Genomic DNA, 16,705 nt, shown 5'->3' with positions numbered 1-16,705 from the left:
TTAATTAGGAAATATGTAAATTAATAGAAGCAGATACTTAGAATACAGATTTGATAGAAATTATATATTTGTAGACTTGAATATTTCAAGCATAATAAAAAGATATTAAATAAGAAAAGGCTTTGATATAGAATAAATTTTTAATGACCTAATACTAAACTTGCAAAAATTTTTATTTTTTTAAAATATAATTTATGCTCTATCTAGATTTACTATTTTTAGAAGGAAATTGTGAAAAAGGTTAATATATTAATTCTTTCTGCGGCTGTATTGGGAATTACAATATTTGCCGTACATAAAAAATCAGAAGATTCATTTAATTTAGTTTTATTTTCAACAACCGATATTCATGGATCTTTATTTCCTTATGATGGCATAAAGAATGAACCGGTTGATCACTCACTGGCACAAGTTTCCTATCTGTTGAATGATCTTCGAAAGAATAAAAAAAATGAAGTTATCTACTTAGATGGTGGAGATTTCTATCAAGGAGATTCTGTTATTTACTACTTCACTGAAATGCGTGAAGGTCCAAATGTTGGAGCAGCTGTCTTGAACTATTTGAAGCTGGATAGCATGGCAGTTGGAAATCATGATATTGAAAGAGGGCATCCTGTTTATGATAAAGTCGTTAAAGAGATGGAATTTCCTTTTATGGCTGCCAATGCCATTGATAAGACAACAAAAAACCCTTATTTCCCACCCTATACAATAATTAACCGTAGAGGTGTAAAAATAGCGGTATTAGGTATGGTTACTCCTTCGTTGACTCATTCTATTCCTGAATATCTATGGGATCGTATTGAATTTGAAGATATTGTCGAAAGTTCGGAAAAATGGATTCCTATTATCCGTGAAAACGAAAATCCTGACTTAATTGTTGGTTTGTTTCATTCAGGGTTAGGTACCGAAAAACGAGAATATATGGGTGAAAATGTTTCCTTGTATACAGCTTTAAATGTCGACGGTTTTGATATTATTTTTAAAGGCCATGACCATCTTACTCATTTGACTAATGTGATATCTCCTTCTGGAAAACCGGTTGTTGTGCTTGGTGGTGCTAATGCTGTAAAAACGGCATCTCAAGTCCAGATTCCGATAAAAAAAGTGAACGGAAAATGGAGTTTGGGTCAAGCAAAAGGGTCAATTATTGCATTTGAAAACAAAAATAAACCTGCTGATCAACAATTTTTGACTCATTTTAAAAATGAATTTACAGAAGCAACAAATGTTTTAGCGCAACCTATTGGCACTTTATCACAACCTATTTCTTCAAAAAAATCGCTTTTTGGACCCTCTGAATTTGTCGATTTTATACATCAACTGCAATATAATATTGTTCAAAAAGAATTAGGAATGCCTGTTGATTTTTCTATTGCTGGTCCCTTCTCGCTTTCTGATATTTCTACTAATGTTGTTTTTAGAGATTTATTTGGCATCTATTACTATGATAATTGGCCTGCTATTGTCGAACTAAAAGGATCAGAAATTAAAAAAATGTTAGAATATTTTTTTCATGGTTGGTTTAATACAATGACTGGTCCTGATTCATATTTATTGGACTATATCTTTAATTCAAAAGGTCAAATGATTCCTGATCATCGGGGTGGTGTCTATGTTCTTAAAAAACCATTTATTTATTTTGATAATCTTGCAGGATTAGATTTTACGATAGATTTACGCAATAATCCCGGCGACAGAGTAACTATTGAAAAACTTTCTAATGGACAACTTTTGATAATAACAAAAAATATAAAATAATTGCAAATTCATTTTTAGTATTAGGTCCTGCAATGACAATAGGGGCAGAGGTTCCTAAAGCCGAAATTCCTAAACGTATACTTGCTACATCGAAAACAAATATTCGTCAATATTTGGAAAAATATTTTGAGGAAAATCAAACAATTAATGTACCATTGTTCAATAATTGGGCCCTTATTCCTCAAGATTGGACTTCAGAAGCCGCAAAACGAGAATATAAAATTTGGTTTCCAAATGATTCTCAAATATAAAAATATTATTTAATTAGGAGGCTTAAGTGTATAATATGTATTGTGTTTTTAGTAGGTCTAAGATTGATAATTTCAGCGAAGCAATGGAGAGTGCGTCGTATTTTTTGCATATGGCTCTTTAAGAGAAGGTTTTGAGAATATGAAAAATATTTGAAAGGAAAAATATCACATAACACCTGGCATCGTTCAAGGTAAATTATTTCATATAGCCGATAGGGGTTATCCTGCCTTGTTAGAAGGCACAAATGATGTTTATGGTGAAATTATGGCTATTCAAGGAAATTATGAAGAAATTTTGAAAATTCTTGATGATCTTGAGTGTTTTTATGGAGATGGGATAATTTCTAACGAATATGATAGAAAGAAAGTAGATGTTTTGAATATCGATACTGATCAAAAAGAACAATTATCTGTATATTTTTTAATGTAAAAAATTCTGAAGCCGATTAATCACAACTTATTTTATACCTAATGGCGATTGGAAAAAATATATGGAAAAATAGAAAAGATTTAACAAAAAATTCGCGAATTATGGTAAATTTAATAAAATAACCGATAATATATTATAATATAAAGAATCGCAAAAGATTCTAATAATATATTATCAGTTTAAAATTTCCTACTTAGGATTAGTAGAAAAATGATTTTTGTTATTACAAAATCTAAAATCATATTTCTCAATTCAAAAAAAGAAAAATTACTAACCACAATATCAAAAATTTTAATATACCTAATAATAACTTTAATATTTTAAATAGTTATTTTTAATTAAGTATAACGTTCCATTTGTTTCATCTTACGTACTTTTTTTTCGATTTTTCTTTGTACAACAGCTTTTTTTCGTTTTCGAGTTTCAGATGGTTTTTCATAAAAACGATGTTTTTTTTCTGCAGTTAAAATTCCATCTTTTTCTACTTCTTTTTTAAAACGTTTAATAGCAGATTCGATAGATTCTCCATCCCTTACTTCAACAAATAACATAATTTCTCCTTATTTTTAGTTAAATGAGTGAGTGAGCTGCTCTCCACCTAAAATGTGAATATGAGTATGAAATATACTCTGACCAGCATACTTGCCTGTATTGTTTATAAGCCTATATCCATTTTGAATTAAATCTTGTTCTTTAACAATAATCCGAATTGCTTGAAATATTTGGGTAAGAAGGTCATCTTGTATATCGTGAAAATTTGAATGACATTCTTTTGGAATCACAATAATATGTGTCTTTGCCATGGGATTGATATCTTTAAATGCAAGTATTTTCTTATTTTCGAATATCTTTTCCGCAGGAACTTCACCCTTAACAATACGGCAAAAAATACAACTCATCACCTCCTCCACGAAACAAATATCTATATAATAATTTATTTTTATGAAAAAATCAATAATTTTGTTGAAAACTTTTATTTTTTTGTATATTTTTAAGAAGCGGCTTTTTAACGAATTATTTTTTAAAAAGCTTGACAAGATATGATATTTCTTTAATAATATTGTAAATTCTAATAAGGGGGCATATTTCTTATGCTGAAGAATAGCTTTGATGACGATGAATTAAGTTGGGATCATCTTGAGGATGATGACGATCCTGAATGGGACGACTTAGGTGATAATGATCTTGAAGAAGATTGGGATGATTTAGATGAAGACGATGATGATCTTTCCGATCTAGAAGATTTTGACGATTAATATTTATAATTGGCGTTCATATAGTGAATTTAATAATTCTTCCCATATAGGATGCCATTCTTTTTTTATTTCTAGATATTCAAATATATTTTTTGCTTCTGCAACGAATTGTAAAATATAATTTTGTATTATTTTTTTAGCTCTACTGTTTTTATATAGTTTCTGCACTTCTGTAATTTTTTCTGGATACCCGAATAAATCTACAGCTTCTGGAAATTCCTTAATTAACTCATAACGGCATAAAGTTTTTTTATTTTCAATGATATCACTGCCAGCGCTTTTATTTAATTCTGAAGGAGCTAGCAAATTTAGTTCATCATCTCTGATTTGAAAAATATAACCCATAATTATTCCTAATTTGGTTAATAAAATGCTTTTTTGATCACTAGCAGTTCCACTTAGAATCAGGCCTGATAAAAATGGCAAGACGAAAGTATAATGAGCAGTTTTATATTTGATAATTTGGTAAATTTGATCTAGCGAAATTTCTTGATTTTGTGCCCCCCATTGTATTTCCTGTGCTTGACCTAATGCTGTTAGTGTTAGTGTTTTTGAAAAAAGCCGGATTAATTCTGGATATTCTGATAAAAAACAAAATAAATGTGTTAAGACCATATCTCCCATGCAAATAGCTTGAGCTTCCCCATAATTTTGGGTTTGTGACTTGATATCTTCTTCAAAAAGTTTGTGCATAGCGGGAGCATTTCGTCTGATTGCATCCTGATCAATAATATCATCGTGTACTAAAAAGGCTGACTGTGCTAATTCAAGGCATCCTCCTACCATATTTAAAGTGTCTTCAGAAGCTGAATCACAAAACGTTAATGCGCTGAGGCGTAAAAAATTAGCGCGAAGTAATTTTCCTTTGCAGGTATAATCTAGTAAACGCATTGCAAATAGCCGAGCATTAGGTACGGGCAGTTGTTCTAGAGAACTACATTGATATTCGATGTTTTTTTTGATTAAAGGGCGTCCATTATCGGAAAATTGTTGCCAAGTCATAATGCTTCCAGGTATCGAACAATTTCTTGTTCGATAAACTGAGGTGTTGAAGTCGAAGATACCACTAATACAGTGTTGATATTTTGCCAGTCTGTTTTTTGGTTGTTTAAGTCGTCCAGATTTCTAACAAAAATAGTGTTGTTGTCTGCTTCTTTGAGAATAGTATATAGTTTTTTTGAATTGGAGCTGTGAGGGTCGCCAATTACAATAGTAAAATCCGAATCCTTTTGCAAAATTAGTGATTCTTTTTCTTTATCTTCTGTAATTGGGCAAATAGTATCTTTTATTTCAATAGGAAATCTATCCTTAAAAAATTCAGTCACTTGCTGGTATAAATATTCAAAAAAAGAACGCGAATGTGTAGTTTGTGATAAAATAAAAATTTTTTTCGTGTCCGGCGGAATAGCATGGTCACCATTAGCAAGAAAGGCTGCTAATTCTTCTTTATTTTGAATCACAACAGCATGATCCGCGTAACTCTTTACACCTTGGACTTCTGCATGATTTTCTTTTCCTGAGATAATAACAAAAGCTTGTTCCTGACTTGCTTTTTCCACATGTTTCTGCACGCGTTTGACAATAGGGCATGTCATATCTTCCAAGTGGAATTTTTTCATCAATAACATTTCTTCGCCGCGAGGAATGCCATGTGTGCGAATGACTAAAGTTGAATTTTCCGGTAAAGTTTCTGTATCAACAGCTTTGATATCTAATGATTCCAGCCTTTCTATATAGCTTTGATTATGAATAAGTGGGCCATGGAGATGAACTTCTGTATGTGTTTCTTTAAGTTTAAGTACCCCTTTTTCAGCGCGCCGGACACCAGGACAAAAACCAGATGTTTTAGGAATAATCACTTTCATTATTAGGCCTCTTTTTTTAGTAATTCTTCGAGCGAAATTAATTCCACCCCGGATTTTTGGCAAAATTCCTGTGAATAAGGCAGATATTTGTCATAAGGTTCATCATATATAATATGAATAATACCCGCCGCAACACAGGCTTTAACGCAATTATGGCAAGGTTCTAATGTAACATATAGGGATGCGTTTTCCACGGAAATACCAGTACGAGCTGCCCAAAGTAGAGCATTCATTTCGCTGTGAATGGTGGTTCTTTCGGAAAATTTATGATGTTCTTCGCGTTGTGCAGGATCACCGCAAAAATAATCAGGACAATCTTCTGGAAATCCTTTAGGTGTGCCATTGTAGCCGTGTGAAATAATACGATCATTTTTGACAATTACAGATCCTACCTGAAAATAAGTACAGGAAGATGCTGTAGCAGTAACTCGAGCATGATTCATAAAATAGAGATGTCTGGATTTCATTTTGCTACCGTTTTTAATATTAAAATACTTGAAATGGAATTTTATATCAGAAAAAATTACTATATTTTAAATAATAAAAATTGGGCGATAACGGATTTGAACCATTGACCCCCTGCGTGTCGAGCAGGTGCTCTAACCAACTGAGCTAATCACCCTAAAATAATCAAATCTATTATACCATGAGTAGAAAGATAAATCAAGTAAAAATAATTTAATTTTTCTGAAACAAAATTCGATAATAATGTATCTTATAAATTAATGTTTTTAAATAGTTGACATTTGCAAGATAATATATTATGATATATTAAATATGTTTTCTATAATAAAGTATAAGAAAATTTGGAGGTTTATATAATGGCACACATTCGGAAAATAGTTTTTTTATGTTTTTGTGTAGCTATAGCTGCGTGTACTACACAGAAAGCAGATTCTCCTGAAGCGGTTATGTTCAAAAGTTTACCGACTCCTCAGGTTAATCCTTATACGGAAAATTTTTTAACTAATATTCAAGGTACTTACAAGTCAAAAGTGCTGGATGAAATGATTTCTATTGCTGAGGATGGCAGTTTTAAAGTGGGAGATATTTCTTATATATTACATAGTGCTACTGCTGATTATAGAGCAATTTATAAAGCAGAAACTCCTTTACCTGAATATAATAGAAGTATGGTTACATATCATGGACTGATTTTATCCGGGAATCAGTTATTAAGTGCAGGATTAAAAGATCCTGATTATTCAAAAGTACGACAGTTTAGCTCTGATGAAACAAAATATTCATGGGAATTAAATATGTATCGTATTGAAAATATTGATTGGGATATTGAAAAAGCAGCAATTTTTGCCATTCGTCAATAAAAATAAAAGTAATAATCAAGACTGTAATTTTATAATTACAGTCTTTTTGCTTATATACACAGGATCTAGAAATGAAAAAATATTTTTTGTTGTGGCTAATGATACCACAATTAATTTTTTCTTATAATGTTAATATAACTCTTGATAAGTTGGCAAAAATTAAAACTTTTGATTGGAATGGTAAAACACCTTTATCACTTGACAATGACAGTGCGTCTCTTTATACTTTTGTGTTGGTTAATGGTGAAGAAGAAATTCCTTTTGTAAAATCTAGTGGTACGAATGCTGATCAAAAAAACATTACATTTAGTCCTATTGTAGGACTAACAAATCTTTCACCTCGAGCTTATTTAAAGGTAAGTAATCGACAAAAAAAATGGCCTTTTAATGTGCGTCAAATTAAAGTAATATGGCAGACAAATATTCCAAAATTAGAAATTATTTCTTTATCAGAGACAGTTACTCATGGTGGATCGGGCTTGATGGTTGTTAAAAGTGAACCAGTATCGAATTTAGCAATGCTTGCATTTATTGATGAAAATAATACAGAATTTTATCCGAATATTTTCAAGAAAGATGGGTATTATATTATTTTATTTCCCTGGTACTCAGATAATTCCTCTGATTGGAGTAATAATTCGCTTTTTGTGATGGATAAAGCAGGTAATACCAATGTTTTGATACCTGATATTCGCGCAAAAAAGCGTACTTATGTTCAAAAAAAGATTATACTTCCAGAAAATTATGGTCAGCAGAAGGCTAAAGAATTGAATTTGCCGGAAGAAGAAGCAAAAAAATTGGAAGGGAATATTGTTGCAATCAATGCTGTATTGGCAAAGCAAAAAAGTTTTGACCGTTGGAATGGTACGAGAAAAACATTTCAAGAAAATATAAAATATAAAATATCAGATATTGATATGTTTTCGAATCATGCATTACCTTTCCGTAATTATGTGGTGACAGCTGGATATGGAGATAAGAGAAATTATTTTTTCAGAAATAAACAGGTCCGCAGTTCTACACACCGAGGAAAGGATATGGCTTCTACTAAGAACAGTCCAGTTTATGCTTTGTTAGATGGTACAGTAGTGTATGCAGATTGGAACCGAGGAAACGGAAAAACAATAGTGCTTGATCATGGACTCGGTGTTTATACTTTTTATGCTCACAATGAAAAAATTTCAACTAAGCCTGGAGATAAAGTTAACGCTGGGCAGCAAATAGCAGTTAGTGGAACCACAGGGCAGTCAACTGGTGATCATTTACATTTGAGTGTAATTGTCCAAGGAATGTATGTAGATCCTAAAGAATGGCTTTCTAAGGATTCTATTAGAAAATTGTTTCTACAGCCAATGTGGGATGCTGCTTTAATCATTGAGTGATATATTGAATCATATCTTGAGTATTGATGATTTTAGCATTGTTTGAGGATTCTATCTGACTGTTATAAGGTTCAAAAGACAAGGTAAAAATGCTTGTCTCTCTGGAGTGAGCATAGGCTGCCTGACTAAATATACTACTATTGAGTCCTAAATTGGTAAATATTTCTTGGACATCTGTTAATTTTCTTTTTGATATAAAACTAGAAAGAAAAACTTGTTGCATTTTATCAAAACTTTTAGCATCAATTTTGAAAGTTTTTGTTTGAGCTAATTCTTTGGCCCATAAGGTGATTTTTTCTATGGAGCCGCGTGAAATTTCAAAAAGTAAGCGGTATAATGAAAGAAAAAATGCAGAATCTTGCATAGTATCTAAATTAAATATTCCCCTGCTTAGTAATGTATGAACTGTTCTGTGTTCCGAAGATAATGCAATAATTTTGCGAATAGGTAAGGGTGATATTGATAAATAATATGCCGCTAGTAGATATTCTAAATTGTCTGCAGGAATAGCAATATCAACCGGATCGTTATAAAACCGTAATCTTTTTTTTTCTGTTTCATGAAGAGCATGTATAATTAAACCCATATAGCCTAGAATGATGATAAAGTTGGAACTGTCTAATCGAATAGGGAGTTGTTTCAGAAAAGTATTTTTTGTTACATGCCATGTTTTTGGGTCGGTGTCAACTTGAAAAATATTAGTTAATTCGTTGCTTTCTGGTATGGATAGGACAGTTTCGGGGAGAAAAATGTTTTTCTGTTCCAAGGGAAATGCGTGGCAAAAAGAAAAGCCGGTATTTGTTGTAGTGCCGATGAGATTAAGCGTCCCTTTTAGATATTGGGGCGCATATTCTTCAAGGATATTAGCAAGTAAGGAAAATGATAAATCAGAAAAATGATATTTTGGCTGCCAAAAGGCAAATTGATTGTCAATTGTTTGTAGGTGACCTAGATCGGGAGAAATTTTTGGCAGAATATTTTTTAATTGAGGATCATTGTCGAAATAAGGATTGAGTAGTTCTTGAAAACGTAGAAAAAAATCTTTTTCAGAGAGGATGTCAGGATCAATTAAAGGTATTTTTTCTGGGACATATGGTGTTTTGCCACTTAGGATACCTTTAAATGTTCGAAAGTGGCCAGTGCCGTCAAGAGCTATATAGCGCATAATTTCTCCTTTAATGAGTTCTTATATTATTACCGATAATTCATAAAAAATCAAGAGAAATATGAACCTAATTACTTTTTTAAAGGTCTAATGAAATATAAGACTTTTTAAGAAATATTTATTGACAAAATTCTCAGTTTATTCTATAATCATAAGATATAGTTTTAAATGTAGAAAAAAACTGTTATAACTGAAAATTAGAGAATATCTCTGTCTAATGGGAGTAAACTATGGAACAAGTAGTGACAGGTATCTCTTTTATAACAATAAGTTTAGTTGCATTAATTGGAATTGTAATAGGATATATTGTACGTGTTTTTATTGCTCAACGATCAAGCAGTTCTGCAGAACAAAAGGTTCAGAAGCTCTTAGAAGATGCTGAAAAACAAGCGGAATCCCGTAAAAAAGAGATTTTACTTGAAGCAAAAGATAAAATTTTTGAAGAACGTAAGCAGTTTGACAAAGAGTATAGAGATCGGCAAAATGATTTACAGCAAATGCAACGACGGTTAGTTCAAAAAGAAGATACCTTAGATAAAAAAACAGAAAGTATAGAAAAAAAAGAACGCCATTTACTACAAAAAGAGGAAGAAGTTCAAAAATTGCAGAAAGAATTATTAGATGCAAAGCAAGAACATATCAAATCCTTAGAAAAAGTAGCTGGTATGACTGCGTCAGATGCAAAGCAGTCACTTATTGATGAAATACTTTCGGAAGCTCATGCGGAAGCTGTGCCCTTAATACAAAAAATTGAAGAAGAAGCGCGTGAAGAAGCTGATCAAAGAGCACGTTCTATTCTTATCACCAGTTTGGAACGTAATGCTGTAGAAGTAAGTACAGAAAAATTTATTACTACTGTGAATTTACCTAGTGATGATATGAAAGGTAGAATTATAGGTCGTGAAGGACGTAATATTAGGTCATTTGAGTCGATTTCAGGAGTAGATCTGATTATCGATGATACTCCTGAAGTAGTGGTTATTTCTTCATTTGATCCTTATCGCCGTGAGATTGCACGTATTGCATTGGAGAAGCTAGTCCAAGATGGTCGCATTCATCCTACTAGGATCGAGGAAGTTGTTTCAAAAGTTCAAAATGATATTAATATTGATATTGTTGAAGCAGGAAAGCAAGCTTGTCAAGATTTAAAAGTGAATCTTCCTAGAGGTATTTATCCTTATATTGGTAGATTAAAATATCGCACCAGTTATGGTCAAAATGTATATAAGCATTCGATAGAAGTTGCGAATATTGCTGGTATGCTTGCTGGAGAATTAAAGATCGATGTTGAAAGTGCAAAGATTGCATGTCTACTTCATGATATTGGTAAAACAATTAAATCTACAGGTGAGGGTGGTCATGCTTTATTAGGAGCGGAAATTGCTAGAAAATTTGGTCTGCCTGAAAATATTGTTAATGCAATTGCTTGTCATCATGGAGAAGAAGAATGTCGCTTTATTGAGGGTTCTCTAGTTATGCTATGTGATGCAATTTCTGCTGCTCGACCGGGAGCTAGACGAGAATCTTTTGATGACTATATTAAGCGATTACAGCAGTTAGAAGAGCTATCTCTTTCTTGTGAAGGAGTTGAAAAAGCCTACGCAATACAGGCTGGCCGTGAAGTACGGGTGTTTGTAACAGCAGAAACTGTGCCTGATGAGCGTGCATATATTATCGCTCGAGAAATAGCTAAAAAAATAGAAGATAATATGCAATATCCTGGACAAATAAAAGTAACTCTAATTCGTGAAATGAGAGTTATAGAGTATGCTCGTTAGAATAAATAAAAATGAAAACACCCCCTTTTAAGGGGTGTTGTTTTTATGGAATAATATATGTCTAATTTTCCTGATCCTATAACATTTAGTCAGCATAATACACATATTTATTTGTCTAAAATGAGTATTTCAAATGATCAAATTCCTTTAGTATTAAAAAAAATTAAAGGTGTTTATTTATATGATATTGATGGATTTAAGTATACAGATTTTAATTTACAAAATGGAGAAATTTCTTTTAGTTATACTCCTAGAGTTTTGACTAAAATATATAAAAATGCTTTGTCCAGCGGCATAGGACATGCATGTTGTTATAATAAGTTTTTATTAAAAGCTTATCGGTATTGGGAAGAATTAACTCAAAATGGAGTTTCATTTTTTAGTGATCCTATATATGCAGTTCTTAGTTTTTTAAACGATATCAAAAATACTAATAAAATAAGTATTGCTTGTTCTAGTGACTATATATATCGAATGTTAGAGCCGTTAAGAGAGTTTATTGATGTAACTTATTGTTATGAAAACACTTATAGTGATCTTTTAATTTATGAACCGATTTTTGAAGATGGTTCTCTGTTTGATGCAGATCGTTTTTATGCTCATAAAAAACTAGTAGTATATAATCGATTTTTTTTTAGGCAACAGTTAAATTTTAATTGTAAGCATCCGATTTTATTAAGCTATTTTTTTGCTGGAAAACCATTGACGGTTTTAATTGGAAATCAGAATAATTGTGTTGATAAGAATAGATTGTCAATTTATGAGACAATTCTATTTATGGAGGGTGCTAAATATTTAAAAAAGCAAATGAAAAGGAAAAATCTGAAAGTATGTCATCATTTCTTAAATTCATTTAATGGATTTGCAATCGCTAAAAAGCCATTAGATTTTAATTTTTTTTGTAAGCGAGGCATTATTGCAAATGATTTGATATTATTTTTTTCTCCATACCATACGGAGCATGACTTGCGAAGATTGTATAAAGCATTGGATGAATATGTCATTCACATATCAAACGATAACCTTGACCAAAAATAGTCTGTAAATATTGTGGATTTCTACCATTGTCCATGAACATTTTTCTCAGAGCTACAATATTAGTATCAATGACGCGATCTGTCACAAACTTTTCTGAAGACCAAATACGATCTAGAAGGACATTTCTTGATACAATTTCTCCTCGATATTCCAATAAAATTTTTAAGATTGCAACTTGCTTATTAGTGAGAGAATATTTTATACTATTTTTTTCAAAAGTTTCATTAATTAAGGATAAAGTTCCACCAGCAACAGAAATTGTAGAATCATCAATGCCGATTTTTCTATATCCGGTATAACGGATCCATCTCCACATTTGGTGAAGACTGTATTCTGTGCTTTTTGGGGTATGAGTATCGATCTGCCAAAATAAATGAGAGCTGTCCAATAATTCTGATATTTGTTCAGGACTTTCTGTTATCAATAAACATAGCATTTGTGGGAAATGTATTTGATATTGGTACAATAAATGTAACGATCGTGGGTGACTGTAAGAAATAAGAAAAGTATGAAAATATCGATCCGTTAAAATTTGATCAGTTACAGAAGACATGGAAACATAATGATTATAAAATTTTGCTGTTTCTATAAATATTTGGGGATAAATATGCTGTACACCAACAGCTAACGCATGGAAAGTAGGTAAAGCATGATTAGAATTCATAACAATTCCTTAATTTCAAAAATTAATTGTAATGCTTCTAAAGGAGTAAGTTTGTTAGGATTGATATTTTGTATAAAGTCGTATAATTTTGAATTTTTAGGAGTTAGACTTGTAAATAAATTAGGAAGTTCATTTTCTTCCGAATTGAAAAAAGTTCCTTCTTCTAGGGAATTCAGGATGTTATAAGCTCGTGTGACAATTGTTTGGTTAAGCCCTGCCATTTCTGCAACGTGTATACCATAACTTTTTGATGCATGTCCTTCGATGACTTTTCTTAGAAAAATAGGTTTATTATTGTATTCTTGTACAGCCATACAAAGTGTTTTAATGCCTTTATTTTTTTCTAATTTTGTAAGTTCGTGATAATGTGTAGAGAAAAATATTTTAGCTTTTTTATCGGGATTAGATAAGAAATATTCCAAAACAGCCCATGCAATTGCCAAGCCATCAGAAGTGGAAGTACCTCGTCCTAATTCATCCATAATGATCAAGCTTTTTGGCGTGGTTTGTACGACAATTTCTGCTGCTTCCTGCATTTCCATGAAAAAAGTTGAACGCCCTGACCCTAAATCATCAGAGGCTCCAATACGAGTGAAAATTTTATCAACAATTCCTAACTGTGCCGAGCTTGCTGGAATATATGATCCAATTTGTGCCATTACTGCAAAGAGTGCGTTTTGACGAAGATAAGTCGATTTTCCAGCCATGTTTGGACCTGTCACAATAAGAATATGACTATTATTTTTTTCTAAATAAGTGTTATTGGCAACAAATTGCTCAGTTTTCAGAAGCGATTCAATAACAGGATGTCGTCCATCAATAATATTCCATGAAAAATCTTCCGTTAATAGAGGTGCTGTATAATATTTTTGTTTTGCTACGGTAGCAAGAGCTAACCGCAGGTCAGTTTCTGCAATGAATTCTGCAACAGGTAGAAGTTTAGAGTAGAAATCTTGTAACTTAATTACTAAATTTTGGTAAAGATGGCGTTCTAATCTAAGGACAGATTCTTCAGCGTTAAATATTTTGTTTTCAAAATTCTCGAGTTCTGGAATAGTATAACGTTCTGTATTGATGAGACTTTGTTTTCTTTTGTAGTGTGATGGAACGTTTTTTGACGAAGCTTTCCCGACTTCAATATAGTAGCCATAAATTTTGTTATATCCAATTTTTAGGCTGCTGATTCCTGTTTTTAGTTTTTCTTCTGTTTGAAGAGTTATTAGAAATCTTTTCGCATTGTGAAGCACTTCTTTTAGTTCATCTAATTCACTGTTAGTTCCAGGTAAGAAAACTTGACCATCAATAGAATTACTACAATCTGGATTAATTGTTTCGTTAATTTGGTTGTACAGATCTTTTAAATTTTGTATACCAGCCAAATAATCAATAAAAGGTTCTGCTGTCCTCAAGATATCTTTTAATTTTTCAGCTCTCTGTACAGTATCTGCCAATGCTAAAAGTTCCCGCGGAAGAATTTTTCCAGTAATCAGTCGGGCAGACAATCGATCCAAATCACTTGTACCTTTCAGCAAATCAGAAATACCATTATTACTGCTTTCAAATTGTATAAAATAGGCTGTTCTGGATTGCATTTTTCTAATAACATCAAGTATTGCTGAAGGAGCTGCTAATAATCTTCTCAATCGTCTTGAACCAGCAGTTGTTTTACATTTGTTTAATATAGAAAATAAAGTACCTTTATGGGATAAATCTTTGTTGTTTACGGTTAGCTCTAAGTGCATTAATGTATCTTTATTCATAAATAATGTGTCTGTTTGGTAGTATTTTAAGGGCACTCTTAAATGATTCACTTGTTCTTCGGAAAAATGGTTTTCTATGAGATAAGAAAATAAACCTATAAATGCCTTTTCAATACTTAAGTGTAAATTCTCAAAGAAACTTTCATGCTTGCTTTTATATTTATTAAAGAGAGTATTTGTTCTATAGAATGATTCTGGCATAATCCTAAGTGATTTTTGTTTTGCTTTTAGCTCCTCTTCGATGCTGAAAAGTTCAAGGAATTTTTGTGGACAAATAATTTCAACAGGCATATAACGTGAGATTTCATCTTTTAAGAAGGAAATAGGATTTTCGCCTTCAAAAGTGCGTAGAATTAATTCTCCTGTTGCAATGTCTACAAAAATTAGACTTAATATTCCTTGCTCGAAAGCAATAACAGATAAAAAAGAATTAATAGATTGATCAAGTAAGGGATTTTCAGACCATGTTCCTTGTGTTAAAATAGATACTACTTCTCGTTTTACAATACCTTTTGTTTGAGAGGATTCTTCTGTTTGTTCGCAAATAGCCACTTTATGCCCGGCTTCTACAAGTTTGTAAGCATATTGATCCAAAGCATGAAATGGAAATCCGCACATAGGTCGACCATGGCGTTTTGTCATGGCGATATTGAGAATTTGAGATGCTATTTCTGCATCTTCTTGGAATAATTCATAAAAATCTCCAAGCCTAAAGAGCAAAATTTTATCTTGATGGTTTTGCTTGATGGAAAAATATTGCTGCTCCATGGGAGTCATAGCTTACTCCTGATATTCTGTAACTTCAAAGCGTTCAAAAATTTGTGTATCTTTGTATCCCATCCTATACAAAAATTGAGATAATTCTTTTGCAGAGTCGTAATCCTTAAGGTTACGAACTTCTACATAATATATATCATCTCTGAAATAAATACCTACAGGAATACTTCGGTCTATTTTAGCAATTTCTTTGGTAATGATATTAGCTATAGTGACATCTTTTACCTGTGCAATTCTTACAACGTAGCCTTTTGTTTCAGGATAACTATATCCTCCAGCAACCGATGCTGCCTTTTCTGCCAACGATGCTGCCTTTGTTTGAAGCTTTGCAACGTCTTGGTTAAAACTTAATATTTGAGGTTCTTCAATAGGAGTAATATATTCTGGTTCTTGAATGAAATCATTTTGCGGTGGATCTATTCTTATTGGTATATCTCTTAGGGCAATGGGCGATGGCTCAACTTCTGTGGTATTATTACTGATAATAATAATATTTGTATATACTCCAAATTCATCAAAAACTTCAGTATAGTTGGTCTGCACACTAATATTAGTTGTTGATTCTAGGTTTGTGATCATTTGATCTAATATATTTGTTATTACTTGATTAATAATATTAGTAATTATCGTATCTTTAAAATCTACTTGTACCGTGTTTATACTGTTTGAAATTATAGCATTTTCAATATTTGCTTGATAATTCGTAATATATATTGGTGTCAAATTTGTTACACTACGTATTGTCAGTTCATTCATTGCATTGGTAACCGGAACATTGATAATATTTGTACGATAATTTGTATAATAAATAGGTATAAAATTTGTTCGTTCTGTGAGGATTATATCATTTAGTGTATTTGTAATACGAATATTTTTTAATTTAGTTGTATAATTTGTAATCAAAATTGGTACTACATTTGTTTGATCTTTCGTTACAATATTATGTATGGCATTTGTTATTTCTCTATTGACAATATTTGTACGATAATTTGTTTGATAAATGGGTATTAAATTTGTGAAATCCCGCAATACTGGCTGATTGAATTCATTAGTGATCTCAATGTTAATGATATTGGTTCTGTAGTTAGTAATATATGAAGGCATTATATTAGTGACACTTTCAACAACAATTCTATTCAGTGTATTTGTTGTTTCAACGTTCACGATATTTGTCACCAAGTTTGTGTGGTAGACGGGGATAATGTTCGTTCGATCCAAATTGCGCACCGCCAACTCAGAAACCGCATTTGTCA

17 protein-coding genes and 1 tRNA gene are annotated in these 16,705 nt (G+C 31.8%); 8 read left to right on the top strand and 10 right to left on the bottom strand.

What is annotated here, in order from left to right; all coding sequences use genetic code 11:
* Positions 1-231 precede the first annotated feature (231 nt).
* From BM018_RS02540 to BM018_RS02530, 3 genes are all read left to right on the top strand, one after another.
* Positions 232-1,761: a bifunctional metallophosphatase/5'-nucleotidase gene (locus BM018_RS02540; RefSeq protein WP_092318261.1), complete on the top strand. Its 1,530-nt coding sequence runs from the start codon at positions 232-234 to the stop codon at positions 1,759-1,761.
* Between the two features lie 32 nt (positions 1,762-1,793).
* Positions 1,794-2,012: a hypothetical protein gene (locus BM018_RS02535; protein ID WP_092318258.1), complete on the top strand. Its 219-nt coding sequence runs from the start codon at positions 1,794-1,796 to the stop codon at positions 2,010-2,012.
* A 169-nt stretch (positions 2,013-2,181) separates the two neighbouring features.
* Positions 2,182-2,442 carry a gamma-glutamylcyclotransferase gene (locus BM018_RS02530; RefSeq protein WP_092318255.1) on the top strand — a complete coding sequence of 87 codons (261 nt, stop codon included), beginning with the start codon at positions 2,182-2,184 and terminating at the stop codon, positions 2,440-2,442.
* A gap of 338 nt (positions 2,443-2,780) precedes the next feature.
* On the opposite strand, the gene rpsU is transcribed toward BM018_RS02530, so the two are convergent.
* Positions 2,781-2,993 (bottom strand): 30S ribosomal protein S21, encoded by a 213-nt coding sequence (gene rpsU / locus BM018_RS02525; RefSeq protein WP_092318252.1) that lies wholly within the window; start codon positions 2,991-2,993, stop codon positions 2,781-2,783.
* A 15-nt stretch (positions 2,994-3,008) separates the two neighbouring features.
* On the bottom strand, positions 3,009-3,341 hold the full coding sequence (locus tag BM018_RS02520; protein WP_092318249.1) for an HIT domain-containing protein: 333 nt from the start codon (positions 3,339-3,341) through the stop codon (positions 3,009-3,011).
* Positions 3,342-3,533: 192 nt separating this feature from the next.
* Between BM018_RS02520 and BM018_RS07775 the strand changes: the two genes are divergently transcribed.
* Complete coding sequence (locus BM018_RS07775) at positions 3,534-3,698, top strand: hypothetical protein (protein ID WP_159428140.1); 165 nt, start codon at positions 3,534-3,536, stop codon at positions 3,696-3,698.
* A 3-nt stretch (positions 3,699-3,701) separates the two neighbouring features.
* Here the strand turns inward: BM018_RS07775 and BM018_RS02515 are convergent, their stop codons facing one another.
* From BM018_RS02515 to BM018_RS02500, 4 genes are all read right to left on the bottom strand, one after another.
* Positions 3,702-4,700, bottom strand: a complete 999-nt coding sequence (locus BM018_RS02515) for a polyprenyl synthetase family protein (protein WP_092318246.1) — start codon at positions 4,698-4,700, stop codon at positions 3,702-3,704.
* Positions 4,697-5,563 (bottom strand): 4-hydroxy-3-methylbut-2-enyl diphosphate reductase, encoded by an 867-nt coding sequence (ispH, locus tag BM018_RS02510; RefSeq protein ID WP_092318243.1) that lies wholly within the window; start codon positions 5,561-5,563, stop codon positions 4,697-4,699. The genes BM018_RS02515 and ispH overlap by 4 nt, the downstream gene beginning before the upstream one ends.
* Before the next feature lie 2 nt (positions 5,564-5,565).
* On the bottom strand, positions 5,566-6,030 hold the full coding sequence (locus BM018_RS02505; protein WP_092318241.1) for a deoxycytidylate deaminase: 465 nt from the start codon (positions 6,028-6,030) through the stop codon (positions 5,566-5,568).
* An 81-nt stretch (positions 6,031-6,111) separates the two neighbouring features.
* Positions 6,112-6,185 (bottom strand) — tRNA-Val (locus BM018_RS02500).
* A gap of 199 nt (positions 6,186-6,384) precedes the next feature.
* Here BM018_RS02500 and BM018_RS02495 point away from each other — a divergent pair.
* Together BM018_RS02495 and BM018_RS02490 are read left to right on the top strand one after the other, a co-directional pair.
* Positions 6,385-6,888 (top strand): hypothetical protein, encoded by a 504-nt coding sequence (locus BM018_RS02495; RefSeq protein ID WP_092318238.1) that lies wholly within the window; start codon positions 6,385-6,387, stop codon positions 6,886-6,888.
* 71 nt (positions 6,889-6,959) lie between these two features.
* On the top strand, positions 6,960-8,270 hold the full coding sequence (locus BM018_RS02490) for a M23 family metallopeptidase (protein WP_092318235.1): 1,311 nt from the start codon (positions 6,960-6,962) through the stop codon (positions 8,268-8,270).
* Here the strand turns inward: BM018_RS02490 and BM018_RS02485 are convergent.
* On the bottom strand, positions 8,260-9,435 hold the full coding sequence (locus tag BM018_RS02485; RefSeq protein ID WP_092318232.1) for a hypothetical protein: 1,176 nt from the start codon (positions 9,433-9,435) through the stop codon (positions 8,260-8,262). The genes BM018_RS02490 and BM018_RS02485 overlap by 11 nt on opposite strands.
* A gap of 230 nt (positions 9,436-9,665) precedes the next feature.
* Here BM018_RS02485 and rny point away from each other — a divergent pair, with 230 nt between their 5' ends.
* Together rny and BM018_RS02475 are read left to right on the top strand one after the other, a co-directional pair.
* Complete coding sequence (gene rny, locus BM018_RS02480) at positions 9,666-11,213, top strand: ribonuclease Y (RefSeq protein ID WP_092318229.1); 1,548 nt, start codon at positions 9,666-9,668, stop codon at positions 11,211-11,213.
* A 57-nt stretch (positions 11,214-11,270) separates the two neighbouring features.
* Positions 11,271-12,251, top strand: a complete 981-nt coding sequence (locus BM018_RS02475) for a hypothetical protein (protein WP_092318226.1) — start codon at positions 11,271-11,273, stop codon at positions 12,249-12,251.
* Here the strand turns inward: BM018_RS02475 and BM018_RS02470 are convergent.
* The 3 genes from BM018_RS02470 to BM018_RS07770 all read right to left on the bottom strand — a co-directional run.
* Complete coding sequence (locus BM018_RS02470; protein ID WP_092318223.1) at positions 12,214-12,915, bottom strand: winged helix-turn-helix domain-containing protein; 702 nt, start codon at positions 12,913-12,915, stop codon at positions 12,214-12,216. The two genes, BM018_RS02475 and BM018_RS02470, sit on opposite strands and share 38 nt — an antisense overlap.
* Entirely contained in the window at positions 12,912-15,452 is a 2,541-nt protein-coding gene (mutS, locus tag BM018_RS02465; protein ID WP_092318220.1) for a DNA mismatch repair protein MutS, read from the bottom strand. The genes BM018_RS02470 and mutS overlap by 4 nt, the downstream gene beginning before the upstream one ends.
* A gap of 3 nt (positions 15,453-15,455) precedes the next feature.
* Positions 15,456-16,705: hypothetical protein (locus BM018_RS07770; protein ID WP_159428139.1), on the bottom strand; the 1,250-nt coding region annotated here is incomplete at its 5' end.

This window comes from Brevinema andersonii (assembly GCF_900112165.1).
Classification (GTDB): Bacteria; Spirochaetota; Brevinematia; order Brevinematales; family Brevinemataceae; genus Brevinema; species Brevinema andersonii.
The sequence above is the reverse complement of the archived record's forward strand: the minus strand, read 5'-3'. Positions and strand labels throughout refer to the sequence as shown.

What these genes read in the sequence shown, in the direction of transcription:
- BM018_RS02520 (WP_092318249.1), bottom strand. Translation starts at nt 3,341, where the DNA reads ATGAGTTGTATTTTTTGCCGTATTGTTAAGGGTGAAGTTCCTGCGGAA.
- BM018_RS02475 (WP_092318226.1), top strand. Translation starts at nt 11,271, where the DNA reads ATGTCTAATTTTCCTGATCCTATAACATTTAGTCAGCATAATACACAT.
- BM018_RS07775 (WP_159428140.1), top strand. Translation starts at nt 3,534, where the DNA reads ATGCTGAAGAATAGCTTTGATGACGATGAATTAAGTTGGGATCATCTT.
- rny (WP_092318229.1), top strand. Translation starts at nt 9,666, where the DNA reads ATGGAACAAGTAGTGACAGGTATCTCTTTTATAACAATAAGTTTAGTT.
- ispH (WP_092318243.1), bottom strand. Translation starts at nt 5,563, where the DNA reads ATGAAAGTGATTATTCCTAAAACATCTGGTTTTTGTCCTGGTGTCCGG.
- BM018_RS02505 (WP_092318241.1), bottom strand. Translation starts at nt 6,030, where the DNA reads ATGAAATCCAGACATCTCTATTTTATGAATCATGCTCGAGTTACTGCT.
- BM018_RS02535 (WP_092318258.1), top strand. Translation starts at nt 1,794, where the DNA reads ATGACAATAGGGGCAGAGGTTCCTAAAGCCGAAATTCCTAAACGTATA.
- BM018_RS02485 (WP_092318232.1), bottom strand. Translation starts at nt 9,435, where the DNA reads ATGCGCTATATAGCTCTTGACGGCACTGGCCACTTTCGAACATTTAAA.
- BM018_RS02470 (WP_092318223.1), bottom strand. Translation starts at nt 12,915, where the DNA reads ATGAATTCTAATCATGCTTTACCTACTTTCCATGCGTTAGCTGTTGGT.
- BM018_RS02515 (WP_092318246.1), bottom strand. Translation starts at nt 4,700, where the DNA reads ATGACTTGGCAACAATTTTCCGATAATGGACGCCCTTTAATCAAAAAA.
- rpsU (WP_092318252.1), bottom strand. Translation starts at nt 2,993, where the DNA reads ATGTTATTTGTTGAAGTAAGGGATGGAGAATCTATCGAATCTGCTATT.
- BM018_RS02490 (WP_092318235.1), top strand. Translation starts at nt 6,960, where the DNA reads ATGAAAAAATATTTTTTGTTGTGGCTAATGATACCACAATTAATTTTT.
- BM018_RS02495 (WP_092318238.1), top strand. Translation starts at nt 6,385, where the DNA reads ATGGCACACATTCGGAAAATAGTTTTTTTATGTTTTTGTGTAGCTATA.
- mutS (WP_092318220.1), bottom strand. Translation starts at nt 15,452, where the DNA reads ATGACTCCCATGGAGCAGCAATATTTTTCCATCAAGCAAAACCATCAA.